We start from the raw sequence: 19863 nt of genomic DNA, 5'->3' as shown, positions 1-19863 counted from the left end.
GTACTTCAGACAGTATAGCAAAGAATGGGGGATAGAGAAACATTTTGATGAAGAAAATCTTCTCTATTTTAGTCGTCCTGCTCTACATCGGCTTTTCTAATGGAACCGTCTGTAGCACCGATTTCATAATCGTACTCTGTATTTCCTACCTTAAAGTCAATCTCATATACACCGTCATCATCATACTCTACAGAAAGCTCTCTAACCTGTCCTGCAGAAACCCCGGCATGTCCGAAGGCAATAGCCTTTGCCTTGTCTGCACTGATTCTGCCGCTGGTCTGAGGCTGTGCATTCGTTTGTACCTTAGTTTGAGGCTTAGTCTGTGCATGGGTCTGAGGCTGAGTCTGCGCCTGGCTTTTTGCCTGTGTCTGTACAGACGCCTGTGTTTCTGTAGGCTGAACCTGAACCGCCTGAGTAGATTCCTGCTGCGTCGTTGCTACGATGTAGTCATCGTCTCCCTCATTAATATCCTCAATAGCATCCGCAATATTTTCCCAGAGGCTGTCATCGGAATCATACTCAATAATGTCACGAATATCGATGTTCTTATCAGCTACCAGCTTTGCAATTTCGGAAATCTTCATCTTTGCAAGCTCTTTGGCATCTAAGGATCTGGCCTTATTGGCAAGGTTCAGTACGAACACAGCCTTTCCTAAGGAAATGTTATTTTTCCTGGCAAATGCGGAAGCATTGTTATTCTGAATTGAAATCACCTGATGAAAGACTGCTGCATTCATATCTTCCGTGGACAAAGCTATCTCCATTTCTTTCACCACCAGCTTACGAAGAGTTTCCGCCTTCTTCTGATCCTTATTCTGCACGGTTACCAATACGCCCTTGGTGTCCTTCGTCATATAGCCTTGCTGCACCATAGACCCTACGATAGCATTTAATGCCACCTGTAAATCCACATTATGTAAATCCATACCGGAAAGAACCTTATCACCGTCGCCGTTGGTTGCATAAGCTTCTAATACGCGGTTCTTTTGGTTGGTAAGAAGCTCAATTCCCGGGTTTACATCCAAGTCCACCAAGCTGTCCACCATCAAGTTTCCTCTGTAATAAAAGATTCCCCCAACTACCAATACCAAAGCCACACAGGCTGCCACCAACTGCATCACTGTTTTTAACCCTAAACTTGAACGCTTACTTTCGATTCTTCTTACCAGCACTTTTTCCATCTTTGCACCCTCTTCCTTGGAATCCAGTTCTGCGGTAATCCTAGTAAATAAGTTATTAGGGATAAGATTTTGAACAGCCTCTTGAAGCTCTTTTTCCATATTTTCCTGCTTCATCTTACTCATCCTTTCCTAAGTGCTCCTGCAGCTTCTTAATGCTCCTTTGGTATTTGGATAAAACCGTATTTAAGTTTTTTCCTAAATACTCCGCAATTTCCCGATTCTTCCAGCCTGCCACGGCATGAAGAAAAAGAATCTGTCTTTCCTCTTCCTCCAATATTTCCATGGCGGATTCCAAAAGCATTCTGTGGTCTGCATTTTCCACGAAGGAAAAGGAATATTTGGCGTCCACTGCCTCTTCCACTTCATGAATGCTGTCTTTGTTTTTCTCTTTTCGGAAATGCATCAGGGTGAAATTCCTGGCAATTCGGAATATCCATGCCATCGCCTTATTTCCCCCATGATAGGAAGCTGCATTTTCTGCAATGCTTACATAGGTTTCCTGCAAAACATCCTCTGTGTCATACTTATTTTTTGTTAAAGAAAGAACGTAGGCATACAATGCATTGATGCTTTTTTCATATATGATTTTCAGCGCTTCCCGGTTTCCCTTTGCCAAAGAAAATATCAGTTCATCCGCTATTTCTTCCTGCCCGGAAAAATCCGCAATCAGCATACTCACATTGATCATGTTTTTCGTCCTTTCATAAGTACAATGCATAGAGAGGGCATTTTATTGCAATGAAAGTCAACTTTGTATATTTTTAATAGCCGTGCTGGGTAAAAGCACATTTTCTTTGGCGAATTTGATGGCAACCTTTTCATTAATCCGATTATACAGGGTCCAGTAAGAAGGGGTATCCACCCAAAGACGGATACTAAACTCCAAATAATCTCTTCCCACCGCGGTAAGCCCTACAAAGGGCTCCGGGTATTTTCGAATCAGCTCATCGTCCTGAATACAAGCCTCCAAATATCCCTTAATCTTTTCTACATCCTCATCCCGACCAAGCTGGTAAATCAAATCCACCCTCCGGAAACGCTCCGCACTATAATTGATGATATTGGCATTCATCAGGCTGCCGTTGGGAATGGAAATCCGCTTGTTATCCGGAGAAAGAATAACGGTATAGAAAATACTCACCTCCTGTACCGTGCCTTCATCCGTACCGCTTTTGATATAATTCCCCACCTTAAAGGGGCGAAACAGCAAAAGCATAATGCCTCCCGCAAGGTTAGATAGGGAGCCCTGTAAGGCCAGACCTACCGCCACACCGGCAGAAGCCAAAAGAGTGATGACGGAAGCAATGGGAACCCCCAGAATGCTGACACAGCTGATTCCTAAAATCAGATACAGACAAAGTACGATTGCTCGAAAGAAAAAATTCCGAACCGTAGGATCGATCTTAGCTGAAATAGGGGTTTTCGGAAGAATATGTCCCAGCTTTTTAATGATAAATCGACCAATCAAAAACAATGCCAGCGCCAATAAAAATTTCCCCATAAAACGGGTAAGCCCCAGAGCTAAGCCGTTTCCAAAATTTTGGAAGCTCCAGACCCGAATTTCATTTTCAATACTTTCTACCTGATTCATATTATCTCCCGTCCCTACAACTGTAGATGGATAAAACATTTTCCTTAAAACCCTATCGAAGCAGTATCCCCGACTCTCTTTGGATGTAAAAATATTTATAAAAATACCGGCTTCCAAGGTTAGATTCTTGGGTCTAACTTTTGGAGCCGGTATAAAACTGCTATAGCTTGCTAAAAAGAAATATTACTCTACGATTTCTCCGTCCTCTACCAGAATATCATTTCTGTGAAGGAAAATGAAGATTACACGGCAAAGGGAAATTACAGCAGCCAAAACACCAAAAAGAGTAGAATCGGAAACGCTGCTCATCTTGCTGTATACGGCTTTATAATTGTAAAAAGAAACGATAATAATCACGACTATACAAATATAATTAATGATACCGCCAATAAATCCACCGAGAAGTGGAAGCAGACCCATGATTGCGGCACTGGCAATCGTGGGAACCGGTGTTCCAAACATCACCTGGTCTCCTGCGAAATAAGCATAAAGTCCACGGTTTATGTAGGGAATAAATGCTAAAATCGCCTTATCCTCCTGACCGTTATTCTTAGCCAGGGTATAAAGTGCGTAAGCCTCCAAGCCGTAGCAAATCAGCCAAACCAAGATAAACGGGATTAAAAATGCTCCTAATAGTGCAAAGATCTGTAAATATGACATAGTAAGTCCTCCTTTAAGTTGTAGGGCATCTTGCATCCATACAAATCCTGCCCTTGTTAAATTATCACTCCTAGTATACAAAAATAATATAATTTCGCAAGGCTTTCTTACTTATTTCTAAAAAAATATCGATTATACCTCTATAAGAAATCGTTAGAAATTCACAGGTTCCTTGATTTCTCCGGTTCTGGCAATCTTTTCCAAATGTAAAACCGGCCCTATACCATGATATTCTTCCCGTTCCTCCAGCTTCACCTTTGCAGTGAGCTTTGCCCAGTCTCTTGTTGAAAAGGGAGCAATTAATTTCTTGTCTCCCTTACAGATAAAACCAAGGAAGGTCATATCCTCCGCACAACAGGTCATCGCCATACGTCCCGGAACAAATTCATTCTCCGGCATATTTTTCCGTTTTAAAATCATAGCGGAAAATGTGATTTCTTTATTCAGATAGCGCTCCGGATTTTCCATGCAGTCCAAGAACCAGGTACCATAATCTTCATCTGCTAAAGTAATGGCATCCTGTCCAAGATCATAGGGCAGGTCTTCCGGAAGAGCGGTCTGGGGGATTTCTCCGTTTTTATCTTCCAGTAAAATCATGGCATTTTGGCCCATGGCACGAATCTTTCTACGATAATCCACCAATTCTTCATTGGACAGATTATCACAACGATTCACGATGCACAGTTCCGCATGACGAAGCATTTGCCCCAGAAAAGAACGCATATTGGAAAGATACAGCTTCAGGCTGGAGCCGTCTAAAATCGTGATTACCTGATATAAAAACCAATCCTTCGGCATGGATACCTGATACTTCGGCTCACGATTTTGCTGTTTTGCCAGTACCTCTTCACTCATGGGACCGCCGTATAAATCATCCTGGTTCCACATGCCGTTCCACTCGATCAAGACTCTCTCCGCCTTATACTGTCTTGCCAAAGCCTGCAATTTTTCTTCTTGGAAATCCGTAATATTTTCCATATACACCGGCGTGGTATGATGCGCTGCCAGCTTAATAGGGTCATATTCCACTTCCCCATCCTCACAAAGAAGAAGGAGGGTATTTCCCTCGGTCTGAAAATATTCCTGCTCCATGGTAAATTGAATGAAGCTGCTTTTTCCCGACTCTAAAAATCCGTTAATCAAAAAGACAGGAATGCCTTCTCCCTCCGCTTCCCATTGTTCTCCCATTCTACTCTCCTTCCGTTTTATGCATTCTTCTCCGAAAAGAAAAATAAGCCTATTCCTTTTCGGAGAATCTTTTTTTAAATTTAAAAATTAGTCGTTAAACAAAGCCTTAATCTTGTCCTTTTGCAACTCAGTTCCGATAACCACGAACTTTCCGATATTTTCAGGACCGGCCTCACGGATTTCCACCTGTTCCGGCACCAAATCAAAGTTTACCCAAGTGCCGTCTGTGCAAGCCAGCATACCCTTTGCACGGACAATGCCGCCGTAAGCACAGCCTTCAGCCATTTCCTCTAAAATCTCTGCCAAATGATTTCTGTCTACCTTCTTAAATACTTCCAAACCGATGCTGTCAAAAATTTCATCCGCATCATGGTCGTGACCGCATCCGCAGCCTTCATGATGATGGTGATGGTGCTCATGTTCCTCATCATGGCAACCACAGCTACAGGACTCATCATGCTCATGATGGTGATGATGCTCATGCTCTTCCTCATCGTGACAGCCGCAGCCGCAGGACTCATCATGCTCATGATCGTGATGATGCTCTTCCTCATCATGGCAGCCACAGCCGCAGGACTCATCATGCTCATGATGGTGATGATGCTCATGTTCCTCATCATGGCATCCGCAACCGCAGGACTCATCATGCTCATGATCGTGATGATGCTCTTCCTCATCATGGCATCCGCAACCACAGGACTCCCCGTGCTCATGGTGATGTTCATGATGATGCTCGTGATCATGATGATGCTCATGGTGATGAGCCGCTTTAGCCTTTACTTCTGCCAGAAGCTCCTCTTCCAGATTCTCTTCCTTCCCGATGATTTCCAGAAGCTTTTCTCCGCTTAACTCCGTTAGGGCGGTGGTAATCAGGTTCGCATGGGGATTGATGCCACGAACAATATTTACGGCCTCCTGAGCCTTCTCTCCGGAAGCAATATCCATTCTGGACAGTACAACGGAGGTAGCAAAACGAATCTGGTCATCAAAAAACTCACCGAAATTTTTATTGTACAGCTTTGCCTTTGTAGCGTCCACTACGGTTACCGCACCATCCAACTTAACATCCAGATTCTCGGAAACGGTCTTTACCGCCGATAAAATATCGGAAAGCTTTCCAACTCCGGAGGGCTCAATCAAAATGCGGTCAGGATGATACTGCTCAATAACCTCCTTCAAGGAGCTTTCAAAGTCTCCCACTAAAGAGCAACAAATACAGCCCTGGTTCATTTCCCGAATTTCAATTCCCGCATTCTTTAAAAAGCCGCTGTCCACACCGATTTCACCGAATTCATTCTCGATAAGAACAACATTTTCCCCCTTTAAAGCATCGGAAAGTAATTTCTGTATAAATGTAGTTTTTCCGGCTCCTAAAAAGCCTGAAATAATATCAATCTTTGTCATAAAATCCTCCTTTGGGATAAATACATTTTTCTATGGATACAAGCGCTATTTTACGATAATCTCAGACCTTGTCAATATAAGCGCGGTATAAAGTTAGCTATACTTAACTTTCTTTAGAAAGATTAAATCATTTTTCCAAAAAATTCTCCTCCAAGACCTGCCATAACTCTTCTCCGTCCTTCACAAGATACTTTGCCCCATGCTCCTCAAGCTCCTTTTTATCCCGAAATCCATAAAGACAGCCAATGCTGAGCATACCCGCATTTTTCGCCGCATCCAAGTCCGTCTTGGTATCTCCCACCATGACAGCCTCCTCCGAAGAAATCCCCAGTTCCTTGCAAACCGTAAGAAGCATATCCGGATTCGGTTTTAAAGGAATCTTTCCATTATCTCCCAGTACCAGAGTAAAGCTGTCAGAAGCAAATACCTTGTTCAAAATAATGGACGCCTCTTCCTTGGGTTTATTGGTAATGCAAACTCTGGAAATCCCCTTTTCCTCCAAACGTTTCAGGCAGGCAGGAATACCGGGGTAGGGTTCCGCCTTATAGGTACAATTATCCGGAAAAATGGAGCGATAATATTCATATGCCTCTTCATAAAGCTCCATGACCTCATCCCCCTTAAGGTCCAAGTCCATGGCCTTCTCCTCATCCTTTGCTTCCCATTTTTCCGCCTTCTCATACCAAATCTGCGCATTCTTTTCCAGGCTTCTTTCCACAAATTTCTTGGTCCCCACACCCACAAACTTCTTGGTTTCTTCCAGACTGACACCCTCCAAAGAAAAATGCTCCATAGTCAAATCCATATTTCTTTTTAGGCTGGCTAAGGTATTGACCAAAGTTCCATCCAAATCAAAAAGTACTGCCTTTATTTTCTTTCCCATTTTCAACTCCTCTATATACTTTTTAAAAGCTTTTAGTGTATATTCACTATGCATGCAAAGGAAATCTGCTGTTTGGATTTCTATATTTCAACTAGTAGAATTTCTATATCTCAGCTTTCCTTTGAAAAAATAATCTTGAAAATCCAATGTTTTCTCCTCCACCAGTATAAAGAGGAAGAAAGGGAATGTCTATCATGGCTTATTATTATGCGGTAAAAATCGGAGAAAATCCGGGAATATACGGTAGATGGGCAGAATGTGAAAAACAGGTAAAGGGCTATCCCAATGCCCAATTCAAAAAGTGGAAAACAAGGGAAGAGGCGGAAGCCTATATAAACGGAAGCGGCAATTCAAAGCCATATAGCTCCGGCATGAGCTCTCTTGGCTTCGGTTCAAAAATGCCTTCTTCCCAAAAAGAAAAAGAGAAGGCAGGGCTTATCCCTGCACAAGACGGTTCTCTTACGGCCATAGAAGAGCTTTTTTATAGCACCAAGACAGACTGTATTGCCTATGTGGACGGAAGCTTTGAAAAGGACAGTGGTGTCTACGGATACGGTGTGGTTTTCATTGAAAAGAATGGAAATATAGAAGAATACTTTGATTCAGGCCGGGAAGAAAGCTACCAAAGCATGAGAAATGTTTCCGGAGAAATCCTGGGAGCCTTAAAAGCAGCTTCCTTGGCGGTGGAAAAAGGCTACTCCTCCATCGCCATATTCCACGATTACCAAGGCATCGCCTCCTGGGCAAAGGGAGCATGGAAATGCAATAAAGAAAAAACCATAGAATATAGAGAAAAAATGCTGGAATTCCAAAAGGATCTGAAAATTTCCTTTCATAAAGTTCAAGCCCATAGTGGAGACCACTTTAACGAAAGAGCCGATGCCCTAGCAAAACAGGCGGTAGGGATAAATATTTGACTTTTATAGTACGTTTGTCAAATATCAATTTACATATAAAGCGTATAAGATAAAGTGAATAAGCTATTGTTTACAAAAGATACCGGCGCCGAAGGGTGGATGACCATTTTACCAGCTTTTCTGCATTTATAGTCTGAAACAGGGGTAATCTGAGGCCGTCTGTACTTGCGAAAAGCAAGCGAAGTGCAGCTTTTCGCTTAGTACAGCTACGTGCCGAAGTTAGCGAGAGCGTGCCCCTGTTTTAGAGCGATAATGCAGAAAAGCGGAAACACATCATCTGTTTCCGCCTTTCATTACTTACTAATATGAAAATTTATACTAATCATCGCATTATAAAAGGAAAATATTGTTCTCCTCGCAAAGCTTCCGCATCTCCTCCGGCCAAATGGACGCCTGTACTTCTCCCACATGGGCACGGTCCAAAAGCAACATACAAAGTCTGCTCTGTCCGATACCGCCTCCGATGGTCTGGGGAAGCTTTCCTTCCAAAAGCATCTTATGGTAAGGAAGTTTTGCCCTATCTTCATTATGAGATAGCTTGAGCTGTCTCTCTAAGGCCTTTTCATCCACACGGATTCCCATGGAAGAAATCTCCAAAGCACAATTTAAGGTTTCAAACCAGAAGAGGATGTCTCCGTTTAAGCTCCAATCATCATAGTCCGGAGCTCTACCGTCATGGGGTTCCCCGTTACTGAGCTTATCTCCGATTCTTTGAATAAAGACACAGCCGTGCTCTTTGGTAATTGCATTTTCTCTTTCCTTCGGACTTAGATTCGGATATCTCTTGAGAAGTTCCTCAGAGTCAATAAAGTAAATCTCCTCCGGCAGCTTCTTCACAGCATCCGGATACTTATACCAAACCTCATGCTCCATATGCTTGATAATACGGAAAATGTCTCTTACCGTATTCTGTAATACTTCTTCCGTTCTTTCGTCTTTTCCGATAACTCTTTCCCAGTCCCACTGGTCCACATAGCAGCTATGCAGGTTATCCAATTCCTCATCCCGGCGAATGGCATTCATATTGGTGTAAAGGCCTTCGCCTATCTGGAAATTATAACGCTGTAAAGCAATTCTCTTCCACTTTGCCAGAGACTGGACAACCTCCACCACTTCCTCTTTTTTCCATGGCACATCAAAGGACACCGGTCTTTCCACACCGTTCAAATTATCATTAAGTCCGGAGCTCTTCTCCACAAAAAGGGGCGCGGAAATTCTGGATAAATTCATCTCCTTTCCAAACTCCTTTTGGAAAGTATCTCTGATATATTTAATTGCTTCTTGGGTTTCCCGAACGCTGAGCCTTGGGGAATAGTCCTTTGGAATTACGAGTGCCATGCTTTTTCCTCCTTTAAATCACATAACTTTAAGTGCCTATCATACTCTTCTTTTTTTTATTCGTAAAGGCGCAAAAAGCATAGGAATTTCCCCGCCTCTACAACAAGAATTTCATATTTTCGCTTAAAGCTTTAACTCTTCTATACATTATCACCTTTTTTTCGCGAAAATATAAGCCGGCTCTGTTCCTTTGCATGAAGGGCTTAAATCGGCACAAGCTTTTAGAAGGCCTCTTCTAAATAATATTCCGCTTCTCTTCCTCTTCCCAACTCCAAAAAATATCCGTAAAGAAAATCTCTTTGCGCCTTACTAAGAGGGCAAAGCGCTGTAGCCATCAGTTTTTTCTTACTGGGATTATGCAAAAGCACATAGCCTCTTCCACTTAAAAAATCTCCGGCATTGAATAGGCTTTGCTTTGAAAATTCCTCATATAGCCCTAATTTCATTAAAATTCTTTCCGCTTCCATACAATGCTTTCCCCAGTCTGTAGGAAAGAAATCTCCCTTGGGAGAAAGCCAGCCCAGTAACTCTTTATCCATATCGTCCTCCATCCTTAAGAACATAAGTCAAGAATTTTACCCTATAGCTGTTTCTATATAGAAAAACTGTGAAAAAGAAAGTCTCTATTCTGCCCTTTCTTCTTCACAGTCCGGTCTATATTTTATCTTTTATGTCCGCACTCCGGGCAGAACTTTCCTACATTGCCGGTATGTCCGCACTCCGGACAATCCCATTTATCCGCTCTTGCCTCTCCGCATTCGGAGCAGAACTTGCCGGTATTATGGGTATGACCGCATTTTCCGCAGGTCCAATCCTCCACTGTGCCTGCTTCTGCAGTCGGTACGGCACCGTTTGCAGTTTCTTGCATAGGAACACTTACCTGTCCAAAGATGCTTCCCTGAGCTCCTGCATTTGCCTGATTAGCGGTATTTTGTCCAGCCTGTGGATTCCCCTGATTTGCCCCCATGGAGAAAAGCTCGGAAGCATTGAAACCGCCGGTCTGGTTTGCCATATTCATTCCCGCAAAAGCCATCATAGGCCCTGTAGCGGTATTACCTGCAGCCAGCTTCATGGCATCTCCCTGAGCCTTGGAAAGATAAGCCGCCGCCATTCTGGGATCCCGGAAAACAGCATCTCTCTGCATTTCCTTAATCATCTTCTCATCTTCTTCCGGTGCCTTGATGGAGCTGATACCAAAGCTGGTAATCTTAATACCGTAATGTCCTCCCCAGGTACTGGAAAGAATATCATTTAAGGCATGAGCAATATCATCCGTATGACTAAGAATGCTGTGGTAGCGGATTCCCTGTTCGGAAATACGGGAAAAAGCAGGCTGTAAATTGGTTAAAAGCTCAGACTTTAACTGAGACTCCACCTCTTCCTTCTTATAATCCCCCTCTACATTGCCCGCAAGATTCCTATAGAAGAGTACAGGGTCCGTAATCTTATAAGCATATTCTCCGTGACAGCGAAGGGAAATCTCTATGTCCAGATTAATGTTGGGATCCACCGCTCTAAAAGGAATGGGGTTTACGGTACCGTATTTATTGCCCACAATATCCTTGAGATTAATGAAATAAATGCGTTGATCCTTTGCCGTGTCTCCGCCAAAGCTTAAACGCTTCATAAAGGTCTTAAAGCTTTCTACTACGCTTTCTCCCAGTGAGCCGTAGAAAATACTGGGTTCTGTAGAGGAATCGAAAACAAACTCTCCCGCCTCTGCAGACAGCTCCACGATGGCACCCTGCTCCACAATCAACATACACTGTCCTTCATTTACCGCAATGACAGCACCGTTAGAAATAATATTGTCCGACCCACGGGTATTGGAGCTGTTTTGTCCGACTCTCTTCTGTCCTTTGGTCATGAGGGTATCATTGTCTAAGGAAGAACAATAGAAATACTCTCTCCACTGATCTGCTAAAACGGAAATTCCCGCTTCTTTACCTGCTTTTATTAATCCCATAGACTCACTCCTTTATGGTAAGCAAATTCATTTTTGTCCCTCTAAGACTACCATATTTTCCTCTAAAGGGAAAGAAAATCCCTTTCCAATCTTGACAAAGTTTTAGCGTAACGGGTAAAATGCAGAGGTAAATAAATTGCTTGAAAAGGCATTCAGGAGAAAGAGGGATAGAAATGAAGCACATTATTACCTTAAGCACCAGAGATTTAGAGAAGAGCGTTGAGCACGGCGGATGTGGAGAGTGTCAAACATCTTGTCAATCTGCTTGTAAGACCAGCTGCGGTATCGCAAATCAAAACTGCGAGAACGAAAACAACTAAGGATTTCTCAGAAGAAGGAGCTGTGTGCAGACACAGTTCTTTTTTTTCGCCATTGATTGATACATTATCTTTATGCATTGATTTGATTGATACTGATATAGTTTATGTATTGATTTGATTTATACATTCGTTTTATAGAAGGAAGGGTAAATGATTCACCAGTATTTGATGAACGGACGACATATTGTTTTGGATGTCTATAGCGGAAGCATCCATGTTACGGATCCTATGGCCTATGCCGCCATCGGCTATTTGGATAAGGGGCTTTCCAGAGAAGAAACACTGAAAAAGCTTAAAGAGGAATTTCCGGAAAGCTCTGAACAGGATTTAGAGGACTGCTTTTCCGATATTGATGAATTAATCGAAAGCAAAAAGCTTTTTACCAAGGACAACTATGGGCCTTTAGCGGGAAAGTTAAAGTCCCACAGCGGAAATGTGATTAAGGCTCTTTGCCTCTTGGTAGCCCACAGCTGTAACCTGGCCTGCTCCTACTGCTTTGCCTCCCAAGGGCATTATCACGGAGAGTCAGGGCTTATGAGCTTTGAAACCGGAAAAAGAGCCCTGGATTTCCTCATTGAAAATTCCGGCACCCGCCGAAATTTAGAGGTGGACTTCTTTGGTGGAGAGCCCTTGGTGAACTTCCAGGTTTGTAAGGATCTGGTGGCCTATGCCCGCTCCATCGAGAAGGAAAAGGGAAAGAACTTCCGTTTCACCCTAACCACCAACGGTGTAGGACTCACGGAAGAAATCATGGATTGGGCAAATGAAGAATGTCATAATGTGGTTTTAAGTCTGGATGGACGAAAGGAAGTCAATGACCGTTTCCGTGTAGACCGAAAGGGAAAGGGAAGCTACGATCAAATTGTCCCCAAGTTCCAGCGTTTTGTGGAAAAACGTGGGGACAAGGAGTACTACATGAGAGGAACCTTCTCCCATTTTAATACGGATTTTACGGAAGATATTGCCCACATGGCGGATGAGCTGGGCTTTAAAGAGCTGTCCATGGAACCGGTTGTTTTAAAGCCGGGAGAGCCCTCAGCTCTAACCGAGGAAGATTTGCCCATCCTCTATGAGCAATATGAAAAGCTGGCACTGGACCTCCTTCGCAGAAAAAAGGCGGGAGATCCTGTAACCTTCTACCATTATATGGTGGATTTGGACAGAGGCCCCTGCATTTATAAGAGAATCTCCGGCTGCGGTTCCGGAACCGAGTATATGGCGGTTTCCGCCCAGGGGGAACTTTACCCCTGTCACCAGTTCGTATCCGACAAGGAATATAAGCTGGGAGATATTTGGAACGGTATCACCAAGGAAGAAGCCAGAGAAGAATTCCGAAACACCAATGTCTATACCAGAGAGGACTGCGGAAAATGCTGGGCTAAACTTTACTGTGCCGGAGGCTGTGCGGCAAATGCCTACCACTCCACCGGAGACATTGCCGGCACCTATGAGTATGGCTGTAAGCTCTTCCGAAAGAGAATGGAATGCGCCATTATGATGAAGGTGGAGGAATCCTTGATGGAGCAGGGCTAAGAAATCCCGGTGCACAAAGTATTTAAGGATACATTGTGTTGAATTATAAATTTTACGCTTTTTATAGGCAGAATAGGTCTGAAATTGGGGCACGCTCTCGCTAACATCGCCTCGCAGGGGATACTAAGCGAAAAACTGCGCTTCTCTTGTTTTTCGCAAGTACCCGCGGGCTCAGATTACCCCTTTTCCAGACCTATTCTGCATAAAAAGCTGTATTGTTATCATTCTGATTTTAATCTGGATAATTATGTTCAAAAATAATATGTAGTAATACTACTTTTATGTATTGCTTAATACGTATTTCTCCACCATCTCCGCTACACCATCTTCGTCATTGCTGAGCGTTACTTCGTCGGCTATTTCCAGAACGTGCTTTTGGGAATTGGCCATGGCAATGCCTTTTCCGGAATACTCCAGCATGGTCAGGTCATTTCCTCCATCCCCAAAGGCCATCAGCTCTTCTCTCTTCCAACCCTTTTTCTCCAAGAGTCTTTTTAAGGATTCTCCCTTGTCTACTCCTACGGGGCAGATTTCCAGGAAAAAGGGTTCGGAAAAGAAGATGCTTAATTCTTCCCCGTATTCCTTTTCCAGTCTTTCCTTTAAGGGAATCAAATCTTCATGCTCTCCCAAAGCCAGGAGCTTACAAACTTCCTCCGATAAAGCATTGGGAAAATCTTCTACCTTTCGAAAGGGCATCTTGTTAATGGTGCTTTCTCTATCCATATAGGGAAATTCCGGCCGTTCTGTCACAATCTCCTTCCCCTGATAGGATAGGAGGCCTAAATCCGCCTCTCTTACCGCTTGAGCGATAGGTGCATAATACTTCCGGGGAATTGTCTTCTCAAACAAAACCTCCTTGGTCTTACAATCCATACAAAGGCTTCCATTATAAGAAAGAACATAGCCTCCCAGTCTTTCCAGCTCTAAAGCTTCCCAAACCTCGGACATACCATAGGTAGGCCTTCCGGAAGCAAGAATAATGCTGACGCCTCTCTTGATAGCCTCCTGCAAAGCTTTTTTGTTTCTTTCGCTGACCTTCTTTTCCGAATTGGTCAATGTTCCGTCCAAATCCAATGCTATCGCTTTAAACATATTGTTCCCTTCCTCATCTCCCGGTATGTTCTTTTCCCTTTTCTATCGTGATTATTTTCTGATAACGCTTTATGCAATATCGGCAACCCCATTTGTTTTCCTTTTGACAGTATTATTTTTCTTATTACCTTTTATCTTATATCGGCAAACCCGTGCCCTCTCTTATATCTCATTCTTCCCGGAAAGTAAAGAAAACTTAAATTTATTATTTTTTTATATTCTTCTTTCGAACTTTTTCTTGCATTTTCCTCTCCACTTTGCTAGTATTACAGAACAAAATTTCATAGCTTATTCAGAGTCGGTGGAGCTACATAGGAGCTAAGAAGCCGCAGCAACCCCGGAAACGGAAGGTGCTAACCTGAGCGAACCATTTGTTTCGATCAATAAGAAGATTATCGACCATTGGCGAGCCCAATGGTTTTTTTATGTCTTTTCGGAGCCTCTCCCACTCTGTATACAAAATAGAAAGGATTATTTTATGTTATTTTCATCAGAACAGGTTTCCAACGGACATCCGGATAAAATTTGCGATCAGATTAGTGATGCCATCGTTACAGACATTTTAAAGCACGATCCCAAGGGAAGAATCGCTGCAGAATGTTGCATCAAAGACTATGATATTGTGATTTTGGGAGAAATCACCAGCAGCCATACCCCGGACTACGATACTCTTTGCCGAAACGTGTTGAAGAATATCGGTTTGGAAAATTTAGATCGATATAAGATTCAGGAGTTGATTTCCGTACAGTCTCCCGATATTGCCATGGGTGTAGACCATGACGGCGCCGGAGATCAGGGAATGATGTTCGGTTATGCTACCAATGAGACCAAGGAAATGCTTCCTATCCCCTATGTTTTATCCACCAGAGCATTGCAGAAGCTTCGTGCCTTTAACCTGGAAAATTCCTTCTCTATCTTAAAGCCGGATGCCAAGGCTCAGGTAAGCTATGATTACAAGGAAAATCGTATTGATACCTTCCTGATTTCTTCCCAGCACAGTGAATCCGTTTCCCTGTCTCAGGTTCGGGAGATTATTCAGAAAATCATGGTGGAAACCGCTGCGGAAATGAATTTAAATACCGACTTCCGCATCTTGGTAAACCCCACCGGACGTTTTGTTCTCGGTTCCTCCTTTGCGGATTCCGGTCTTACAGGACGTAAGATTATTGCCGACACCTACGGCGGAGCCGCACACCACGGCGGCGGAGCATTTTCCGGAAAGGACCCTTCCAAGGTGGACCGTTCTGCTGCCTATATGGCCAGAAAGATTGCGAAGGACCTGGTTTCTGCCGGAAAGACCGACAGATGTGAGGTACAGTTGGCCTATGCCATCGGTGTTGCGGAGCCCGTATCCGTTTATCTGGACTGCTTCGGTACCGAGCATGAAAATGTTGGGGACCTTTGGCGTTCCGTAATCGAAAAGTACGACCTTACCCCAAAGGGTATTATCTCCAACTTAAATCTTTTAAATACAGACTATAATCTGGTTTCTTCTTACGGACACTTCGGTAAGGAAAACCTGCCATGGGAAATCTAAGCAAATGTCAAAGGATTTACAGTTCACAGAAAATAAAAATAAGAGCGGAAATTCCTTTTTAGGCGCCCTCTTTCAGAAGAAACAAAAGCTTGCAACGGAAAAAGGCAGTCCCAAAAGACTGCTTTTTTCTCATCATTTTTTTCCACTGATTCTTTTCGGAATCGGCTTACAATGCCTTTTGTTTCTTTTCCCCGTCTTGCTCTACAGCTATAAAAGTCCGAAGCTCTTGCTTCCTACTTCTCCTTTGCTGTCCCTTTGCTTCTTTTTCACAGTCCTTCCCTTACTTTACGGAGGGCTGGGACTTTTGGCTTCCTATGCCAAAAAACTGGCAATTTTTGAGCTATTTCGTAAGGGGACTATAGTGATTTTTCTTCTATCCCTACTCTCTTCCCTTCCCCTCTTTCTTTTCCCCCTCTACTGCTCAAGGACTTCCGCTCTTCTATCCAAGGCAGAGGTTCAAGGGGCGGATTTTCTGCATTCCTACAGCGAAAATCTTCCGGACAGTTCCCGGGAAGCTATAGAAAAAACCCTTAATATTTTCCCGGAGACCTCCCTATATGAAATGAGCTTTTTTCATTACGGAGAAGGAAATACAGAGCAATACCAGTACCAGTTCTACTTTAGCCTTCAGGATGTGAAAGAAAGCATAGCACTATTGGCAAGCACTCTAAATTTTCAACAAAAGGTGGAAGAAGAAAACATATTCTACGGAAATGGAAGACTTTCTGAAGCCATGTATTTTGATATTAGTGTCGATAAGAAGAGTGGAAAGGCGGAATTCAGCTTTAGCAATCTTCCTTTTTAAAACAGATTTATAACAATCAAAAACGTTTTCCGTACAGCATAGGCCTGAAAGTGGGCACGCTCTCGCTAGCTTCGCCACGTAGGGGATACTAAGCGAAAAACTGCGTTTCTCTTGTTTTTCGCAAGTACCCACGGGCTCAGACTACCCCTTTTTCAGGCCTATACTGCCCGAAAACTATTTATTTTTCTGATTGCTCATAATTTCTAAAAAGGAAGATTGCTATACGCATTACTCTGAGTCTGCCGCTCCGGCATCCCCCTCATTATCCATAGCAAAGAAATGAAGATGAAGAATTACCTTCGCTGTCTTTCCTTTAATGATTAAATCCGGAAAACTTAGTTCTACGGTAGTATTTTTTTCTTCTTCCCCTTCTCCGTTTTCAGAATTTCCATCATCGGAAACTTTTTTCTCTGTCTTATCGGGAATATAGCGTAATTCCACCTTTACAGGCTTTTCATTTTCATTCTCCGCCTCTCCAAGCAGTAAAGCGGGATTTTTCTCTATCTCGTCAAAATAATCAATATTTACATCCCCGTCCTTTTCAAGAACTTCTCCGGAAAGAATTGCTTCTTTTTCCAGATGGATTGTGTCTTCCAGAATATACTCCCCATCATAAAGAAGTTCTACGGAAGCAGGGATTTTTCCTTCATCCATAACTTCTTTTAATTGAATATCCTTATATCTCCAAGCATCATAGTTTTTCGGAAGCTGTTTATCATCTAAATGGAAATCCCAAACAGAGCGATTTGCATCATACACACCCTCCGTCAGGGCCTTTCCTTCCCGAATCAACTCCGCCTTGGTGATGTCTTTTCCCGTTTCTACAGCACGGTAAACAAAATGCTCTTTATCTGTTGGAAGGGTTTTCACCTCTCCATTTTCATAGGTCAGGCGAATCTCATCCGCATAAGCCCACCTATAATCCTTTTGCACCTGAATGAAGCTTGGGAGCTTAATCAAAGAGTCTTCGTTTTGGAAATATACCGGAAAGGTGGTTCCCAGCTCCGGTAAGGGGCTTCCCTGTTCCTTATCCACGGTAATGCCATACTTTGCAAAGTCTGCATAAGGAACATCCTGTCTGCTTCCGTCTGCAAAATGCAGGTCAAGAATGGTGTCAGAAAGATCCAAGCTATCTCCTACTGCTCTGGCATTTGGCTTTCTTGTAAAATCAAAATAGGCAATTTTTTGTTCTTTTCCGTCTTTTTTCAGCTTTCTGGAACGGGCAAGAGCATTATCCACTGCACTGACCTCGCCCAATGTGGACTGGGTTGCAGAAGCTACCGCATCATAGGCTTCGCCCTTTTTCACCTTCAGATTTTTCTCCAGTTCTTTTACATCCTCTAAGCCTTTGAGATAATCAAAGATCTTAAAGGTCTTGTCCTGATAGCTGTCATCTTCCGTGTATTTCACATTGCTGACTTCTGCAATCTTGCCATCTTTAATGCTGACTTTTACGATATCCGGACCGCTTTGCTCATAGTATCTTGACCAAGTTCCCGTACCGTAGAAAACACCATCTGCAAGCAAGTATTCTGCCTTTTTATCCGGATTTTCTTTTTCGTTCTCCGCTTTAGGATTCTCCTGTGGCAGTTCGGTCTTGGAATTTTTCTTATCTTGCTCACTCACTCCGCTAGAGGAAGCTCCTGCATTTCCGCTTGCTCCGGCATTGCTTCCATTCCTGTTTATATTACCGCTTTCGTTACTTCCTACTCCACTACTTCTTCTTCCGGAGTGACTGCGTGTAGAACTTGTTCTCTCCGGACGAGCTTCCGTATTATCAATCGTTCTGGAAACACCCTTTACATCGGATTTTTTTGTGATAAAGCCTTTTCCCTCAACAAACTGCACTACACCGTTTACCGTCCATTGTCCCTCTTCATTTACGGTATAACCGTCCTTGCTAATGCCGTTTTGCAGGAGAATTCCCTTTTTCTCGCCTTCTTCTTCAAAATAATAGCAATATCCGTCAATCCATTGCCAGCCTCTAAGCTCCTGTCCCTCTGTAGGGCTTCCCTCCCGGTTATCGTAAAAGCGATAGGCACCCTTACTGTCTTGATACCAGCCTCTTGCCATAGCACCCTCTACCGCCTCATTTTTATTTTGAAAATAATAGTTAACGCCCTTAATTTCTTGGCTTCCCAGAAGCATCTCTCCGGAGTCCTGAGAAAGATAATACCAATTTCCCTTATCCAAAAGCCAATCCTTTACAGGCTTACCCTCTTTCTCATAGAACCATTTTCCGTTTACAGCTTTCCATTCACCGGAATTTCCTGCCTCTGCAGCAAATGCTTTTCCCTGCACCAGAATTGTAGGCAAGACAAAAGCAAGGGATAAAATAACCCCTTTCGTCAACTTTTTCATTTTAAACCTCTTTCTATAAACTGTGATTTACGGCCTCACGTCCAGGTTTCATCTTTTTAACGCCCCTTACTATGCTTTCCGGTTTATCCAAAAATGAAGCTTAGTTCTTTGCTTTTCTCTGCCGGCATCCTATAAAATGATAGGAAATCATTTTATATAGAAGAGTTAGTCGAACTCGCCTGTTTCAATTATTATTATTTAAATCGGTTAGCCATGTCTACCCAATCAGTATATTGCTGTTTTTAAGAATAATAAATAAAATCTTCGTTATGAATATCATTAATAATTTTTATATTTTTTTCATATATTAAAAGAGCTCATACCCTTTACAAAGTGACAATGTGTTAGAGAAATCTTCTGAAAATTTCTTTAGAATTTGATATGGAATTTTCATTGTTATTCTCTCATCGTTTTTGTTATGATAATGTTGGTTAGATAGTTCTAACTCAATAGACTAGTAGAGCTGTCTTATTCTGATTTAATTGTTTCGTAGATTGGAAAATCTACATAAGGAGGAAGCGATGAGAGAGAATTTTCAAAATATTGATGGGAAGAAGTTAGAAATTGTTCACGAAATAAAGTCCGCCTATGATGACGGTAAGATTTCCTTGGAAGAAGCCAGAAAAGCGCTGAAGGATAGAGTACAACACCTGGCCCCCTATGAAATTGCCATTATCGAGCAGGAAATGGTGGAGGAGACTGATGATGAATGTGTAAAGGAAGATATTCAGGCCATGCTGGAGGTCTTCCAGGATGTTTTAGTCACAAAGGATCAAGAGCTTCCGGAAAATCATCCTATCTCCTGTTACCGTAGGGAAAATGCCAAAATGAAGGAATTACTGTTTTCTGTAGAGGATTTGGTACAGTATCCTGTCATTAAAAATCAATGGCTGGAACTTTACGAGGAATTGTTGAAATTCAAAATTCATCTGTCCAGAAAACAAAACCAGCTCTATCCGGTTTTGGAAAAGAAGGGCTTTACCCGCCCTACCACTACCATGTGGACGCTGGATGACTTTATCCGGGATGAGATTACAGAGTGCTACAATCTTCTTTTAGAGGATAAGGAAGAGGAATTTATCGGAAA

General features: G+C 42.8%; 17 protein-coding genes, 1 pseudogene and 1 riboswitch. Of the genes and pseudogenes, 6 read left to right on the top strand and 12 right to left on the bottom strand.

The genetic code is table 11. From position 1 onward, the window contains the following. Positions 1-68: 68 nt before the first annotated feature. The 7 genes from RYL27_RS03720 to RYL27_RS03690 form a co-directional block, all read right to left on the bottom strand. Entirely contained in the window at positions 69-1304 is a 1236-nt protein-coding gene (locus tag RYL27_RS03720) for an anti-sigma-I factor RsgI family protein (protein WP_314965335.1), read from the bottom strand. Continuing rightward, positions 1297-1869, bottom strand: a complete 573-nt coding sequence (locus RYL27_RS03715; protein WP_314965333.1) for an RNA polymerase sigma factor — start codon at positions 1867-1869, stop codon at positions 1297-1299. The genes RYL27_RS03720 and RYL27_RS03715 overlap by 8 nt, the downstream gene beginning before the upstream one ends. A gap of 57 nt (positions 1870-1926) precedes the next feature. After that, positions 1927-2772: a mechanosensitive ion channel family protein gene (locus tag RYL27_RS03710; protein WP_304072897.1), complete on the bottom strand. Its 846-nt coding sequence runs from the start codon at positions 2770-2772 to the stop codon at positions 1927-1929. Positions 2773-2955: 183 nt separating this feature from the next. Continuing rightward, positions 2956-3432, bottom strand: a complete 477-nt coding sequence (locus RYL27_RS03705; protein ID WP_314832824.1) for a hypothetical protein — start codon at positions 3430-3432, stop codon at positions 2956-2958. A gap of 153 nt (positions 3433-3585) precedes the next feature. Beyond that, on the bottom strand, positions 3586-4620 hold the full coding sequence (locus tag RYL27_RS03700; RefSeq protein WP_314965331.1) for a TIGR03943 family putative permease subunit: 1035 nt from the start codon (positions 4618-4620) through the stop codon (positions 3586-3588). An 87-nt stretch (positions 4621-4707) separates the two neighbouring features. Next, entirely contained in the window at positions 4708-6024 is a 1317-nt protein-coding gene (locus RYL27_RS03695) for a CobW family GTP-binding protein (protein ID WP_314965329.1), read from the bottom strand. Between the two features lie 127 nt (positions 6025-6151). Further along, positions 6152-6907, bottom strand: a complete 756-nt coding sequence (locus tag RYL27_RS03690; protein ID WP_314965327.1) for an HAD family hydrolase — start codon at positions 6905-6907, stop codon at positions 6152-6154. Positions 6908-7092: 185 nt separating this feature from the next. On the opposite strand from RYL27_RS03690, the gene RYL27_RS03685 reads away from it, so the two are divergent. Next, entirely contained in the window at positions 7093-7824 is a 732-nt protein-coding gene (locus tag RYL27_RS03685) for a ribonuclease H family protein (protein WP_314965325.1), read from the top strand. Positions 7825-8154: 330 nt separating this feature from the next. On the opposite strand, the gene asnA is transcribed toward RYL27_RS03685, so the two are convergent. From asnA to RYL27_RS03670, 3 genes are all read right to left on the bottom strand, one after another. Next, positions 8155-9162 (bottom strand): aspartate--ammonia ligase, encoded by a 1008-nt coding sequence (gene asnA / locus RYL27_RS03680; RefSeq protein WP_314965324.1) that lies wholly within the window; start codon positions 9160-9162, stop codon positions 8155-8157. A gap of 221 nt (positions 9163-9383) precedes the next feature. Then, entirely contained in the window at positions 9384-9701 is a 318-nt protein-coding gene (locus RYL27_RS03675; RefSeq protein WP_314965322.1) for a hypothetical protein, read from the bottom strand. A gap of 122 nt (positions 9702-9823) precedes the next feature. Next, positions 9824-11128 carry an SPFH domain-containing protein gene (locus RYL27_RS03670; RefSeq protein WP_314965320.1) on the bottom strand — a complete coding sequence of 435 codons (1305 nt, stop codon included), beginning with the start codon at positions 11126-11128 and terminating at the stop codon, positions 9824-9826. Positions 11129-11301: 173 nt separating this feature from the next. Between RYL27_RS03670 and scfA the strand changes: the two genes are divergently transcribed. Both scfA and scfB read left to right on the top strand, forming a co-directional pair. Continuing rightward, the gene (scfA, locus tag RYL27_RS03665) at positions 11302-11448 is read left to right on the top strand and encodes a six-cysteine ranthipeptide SCIFF (RefSeq protein WP_007155875.1); all 147 of its coding nucleotides are present in this window, start codon (positions 11302-11304) and stop codon (positions 11446-11448) included. 150 nt (positions 11449-11598) lie between these two features. Then, positions 11599-12981, top strand: a complete 1383-nt coding sequence (scfB, locus tag RYL27_RS03660) for a thioether cross-link-forming SCIFF peptide maturase (RefSeq protein WP_314965318.1) — start codon at positions 11599-11601, stop codon at positions 12979-12981. A gap of 279 nt (positions 12982-13260) precedes the next feature. On the opposite strand, the gene RYL27_RS03655 is transcribed toward scfB, so the two are convergent. Beyond that, the gene (locus RYL27_RS03655; protein ID WP_314965315.1) at positions 13261-14073 is read right to left on the bottom strand and encodes a Cof-type HAD-IIB family hydrolase; all 813 of its coding nucleotides are present in this window, start codon (positions 14071-14073) and stop codon (positions 13261-13263) included. A gap of 285 nt (positions 14074-14358) precedes the next feature. Then, positions 14359-14463, top strand: a riboswitch (SAM riboswitch). 88 nt (positions 14464-14551) lie between these two features. Here RYL27_RS03655 and metK point away from each other — a divergent pair. Together metK and RYL27_RS03645 are read left to right on the top strand one after the other, a co-directional pair. Continuing rightward, the gene (gene metK / locus RYL27_RS03650; RefSeq protein ID WP_314965313.1) at positions 14552-15610 is read left to right on the top strand and encodes a methionine adenosyltransferase; all 1059 of its coding nucleotides are present in this window, start codon (positions 14552-14554) and stop codon (positions 15608-15610) included. A 4-nt stretch (positions 15611-15614) separates the two neighbouring features. After that, positions 15615-16415 carry a hypothetical protein gene (locus RYL27_RS03645; RefSeq protein ID WP_314965312.1) on the top strand — a complete coding sequence of 267 codons (801 nt, stop codon included), beginning with the start codon at positions 15615-15617 and terminating at the stop codon, positions 16413-16415. A gap of 228 nt (positions 16416-16643) precedes the next feature. Here RYL27_RS03645 and RYL27_RS03640 read toward each other — a convergent pair whose 3' ends face one another. Then, a complete protein-coding gene (locus RYL27_RS03640; protein ID WP_314965310.1) occupies positions 16644-18776 on the bottom strand; it encodes a hypothetical protein in 2133 nt (710 codons plus the stop codon). A 521-nt stretch (positions 18777-19297) separates the two neighbouring features. Here RYL27_RS03640 and RYL27_RS03635 point away from each other — a divergent pair. After that, a pseudogene (locus RYL27_RS03635) lies at positions 19298-19863 on the top strand (diguanylate cyclase); the annotation flags it as partial.

The organism is Oribacterium sinus, assembly GCF_963537195.1.
Taxonomy (GTDB): Bacteria; Bacillota; Clostridia; order Lachnospirales; family Lachnospiraceae; genus Oribacterium; species Oribacterium sinus_A.
The sequence above is the reverse complement of the archived record's forward strand: the minus strand, read 5'-3'. Positions and strand labels throughout refer to the sequence as shown.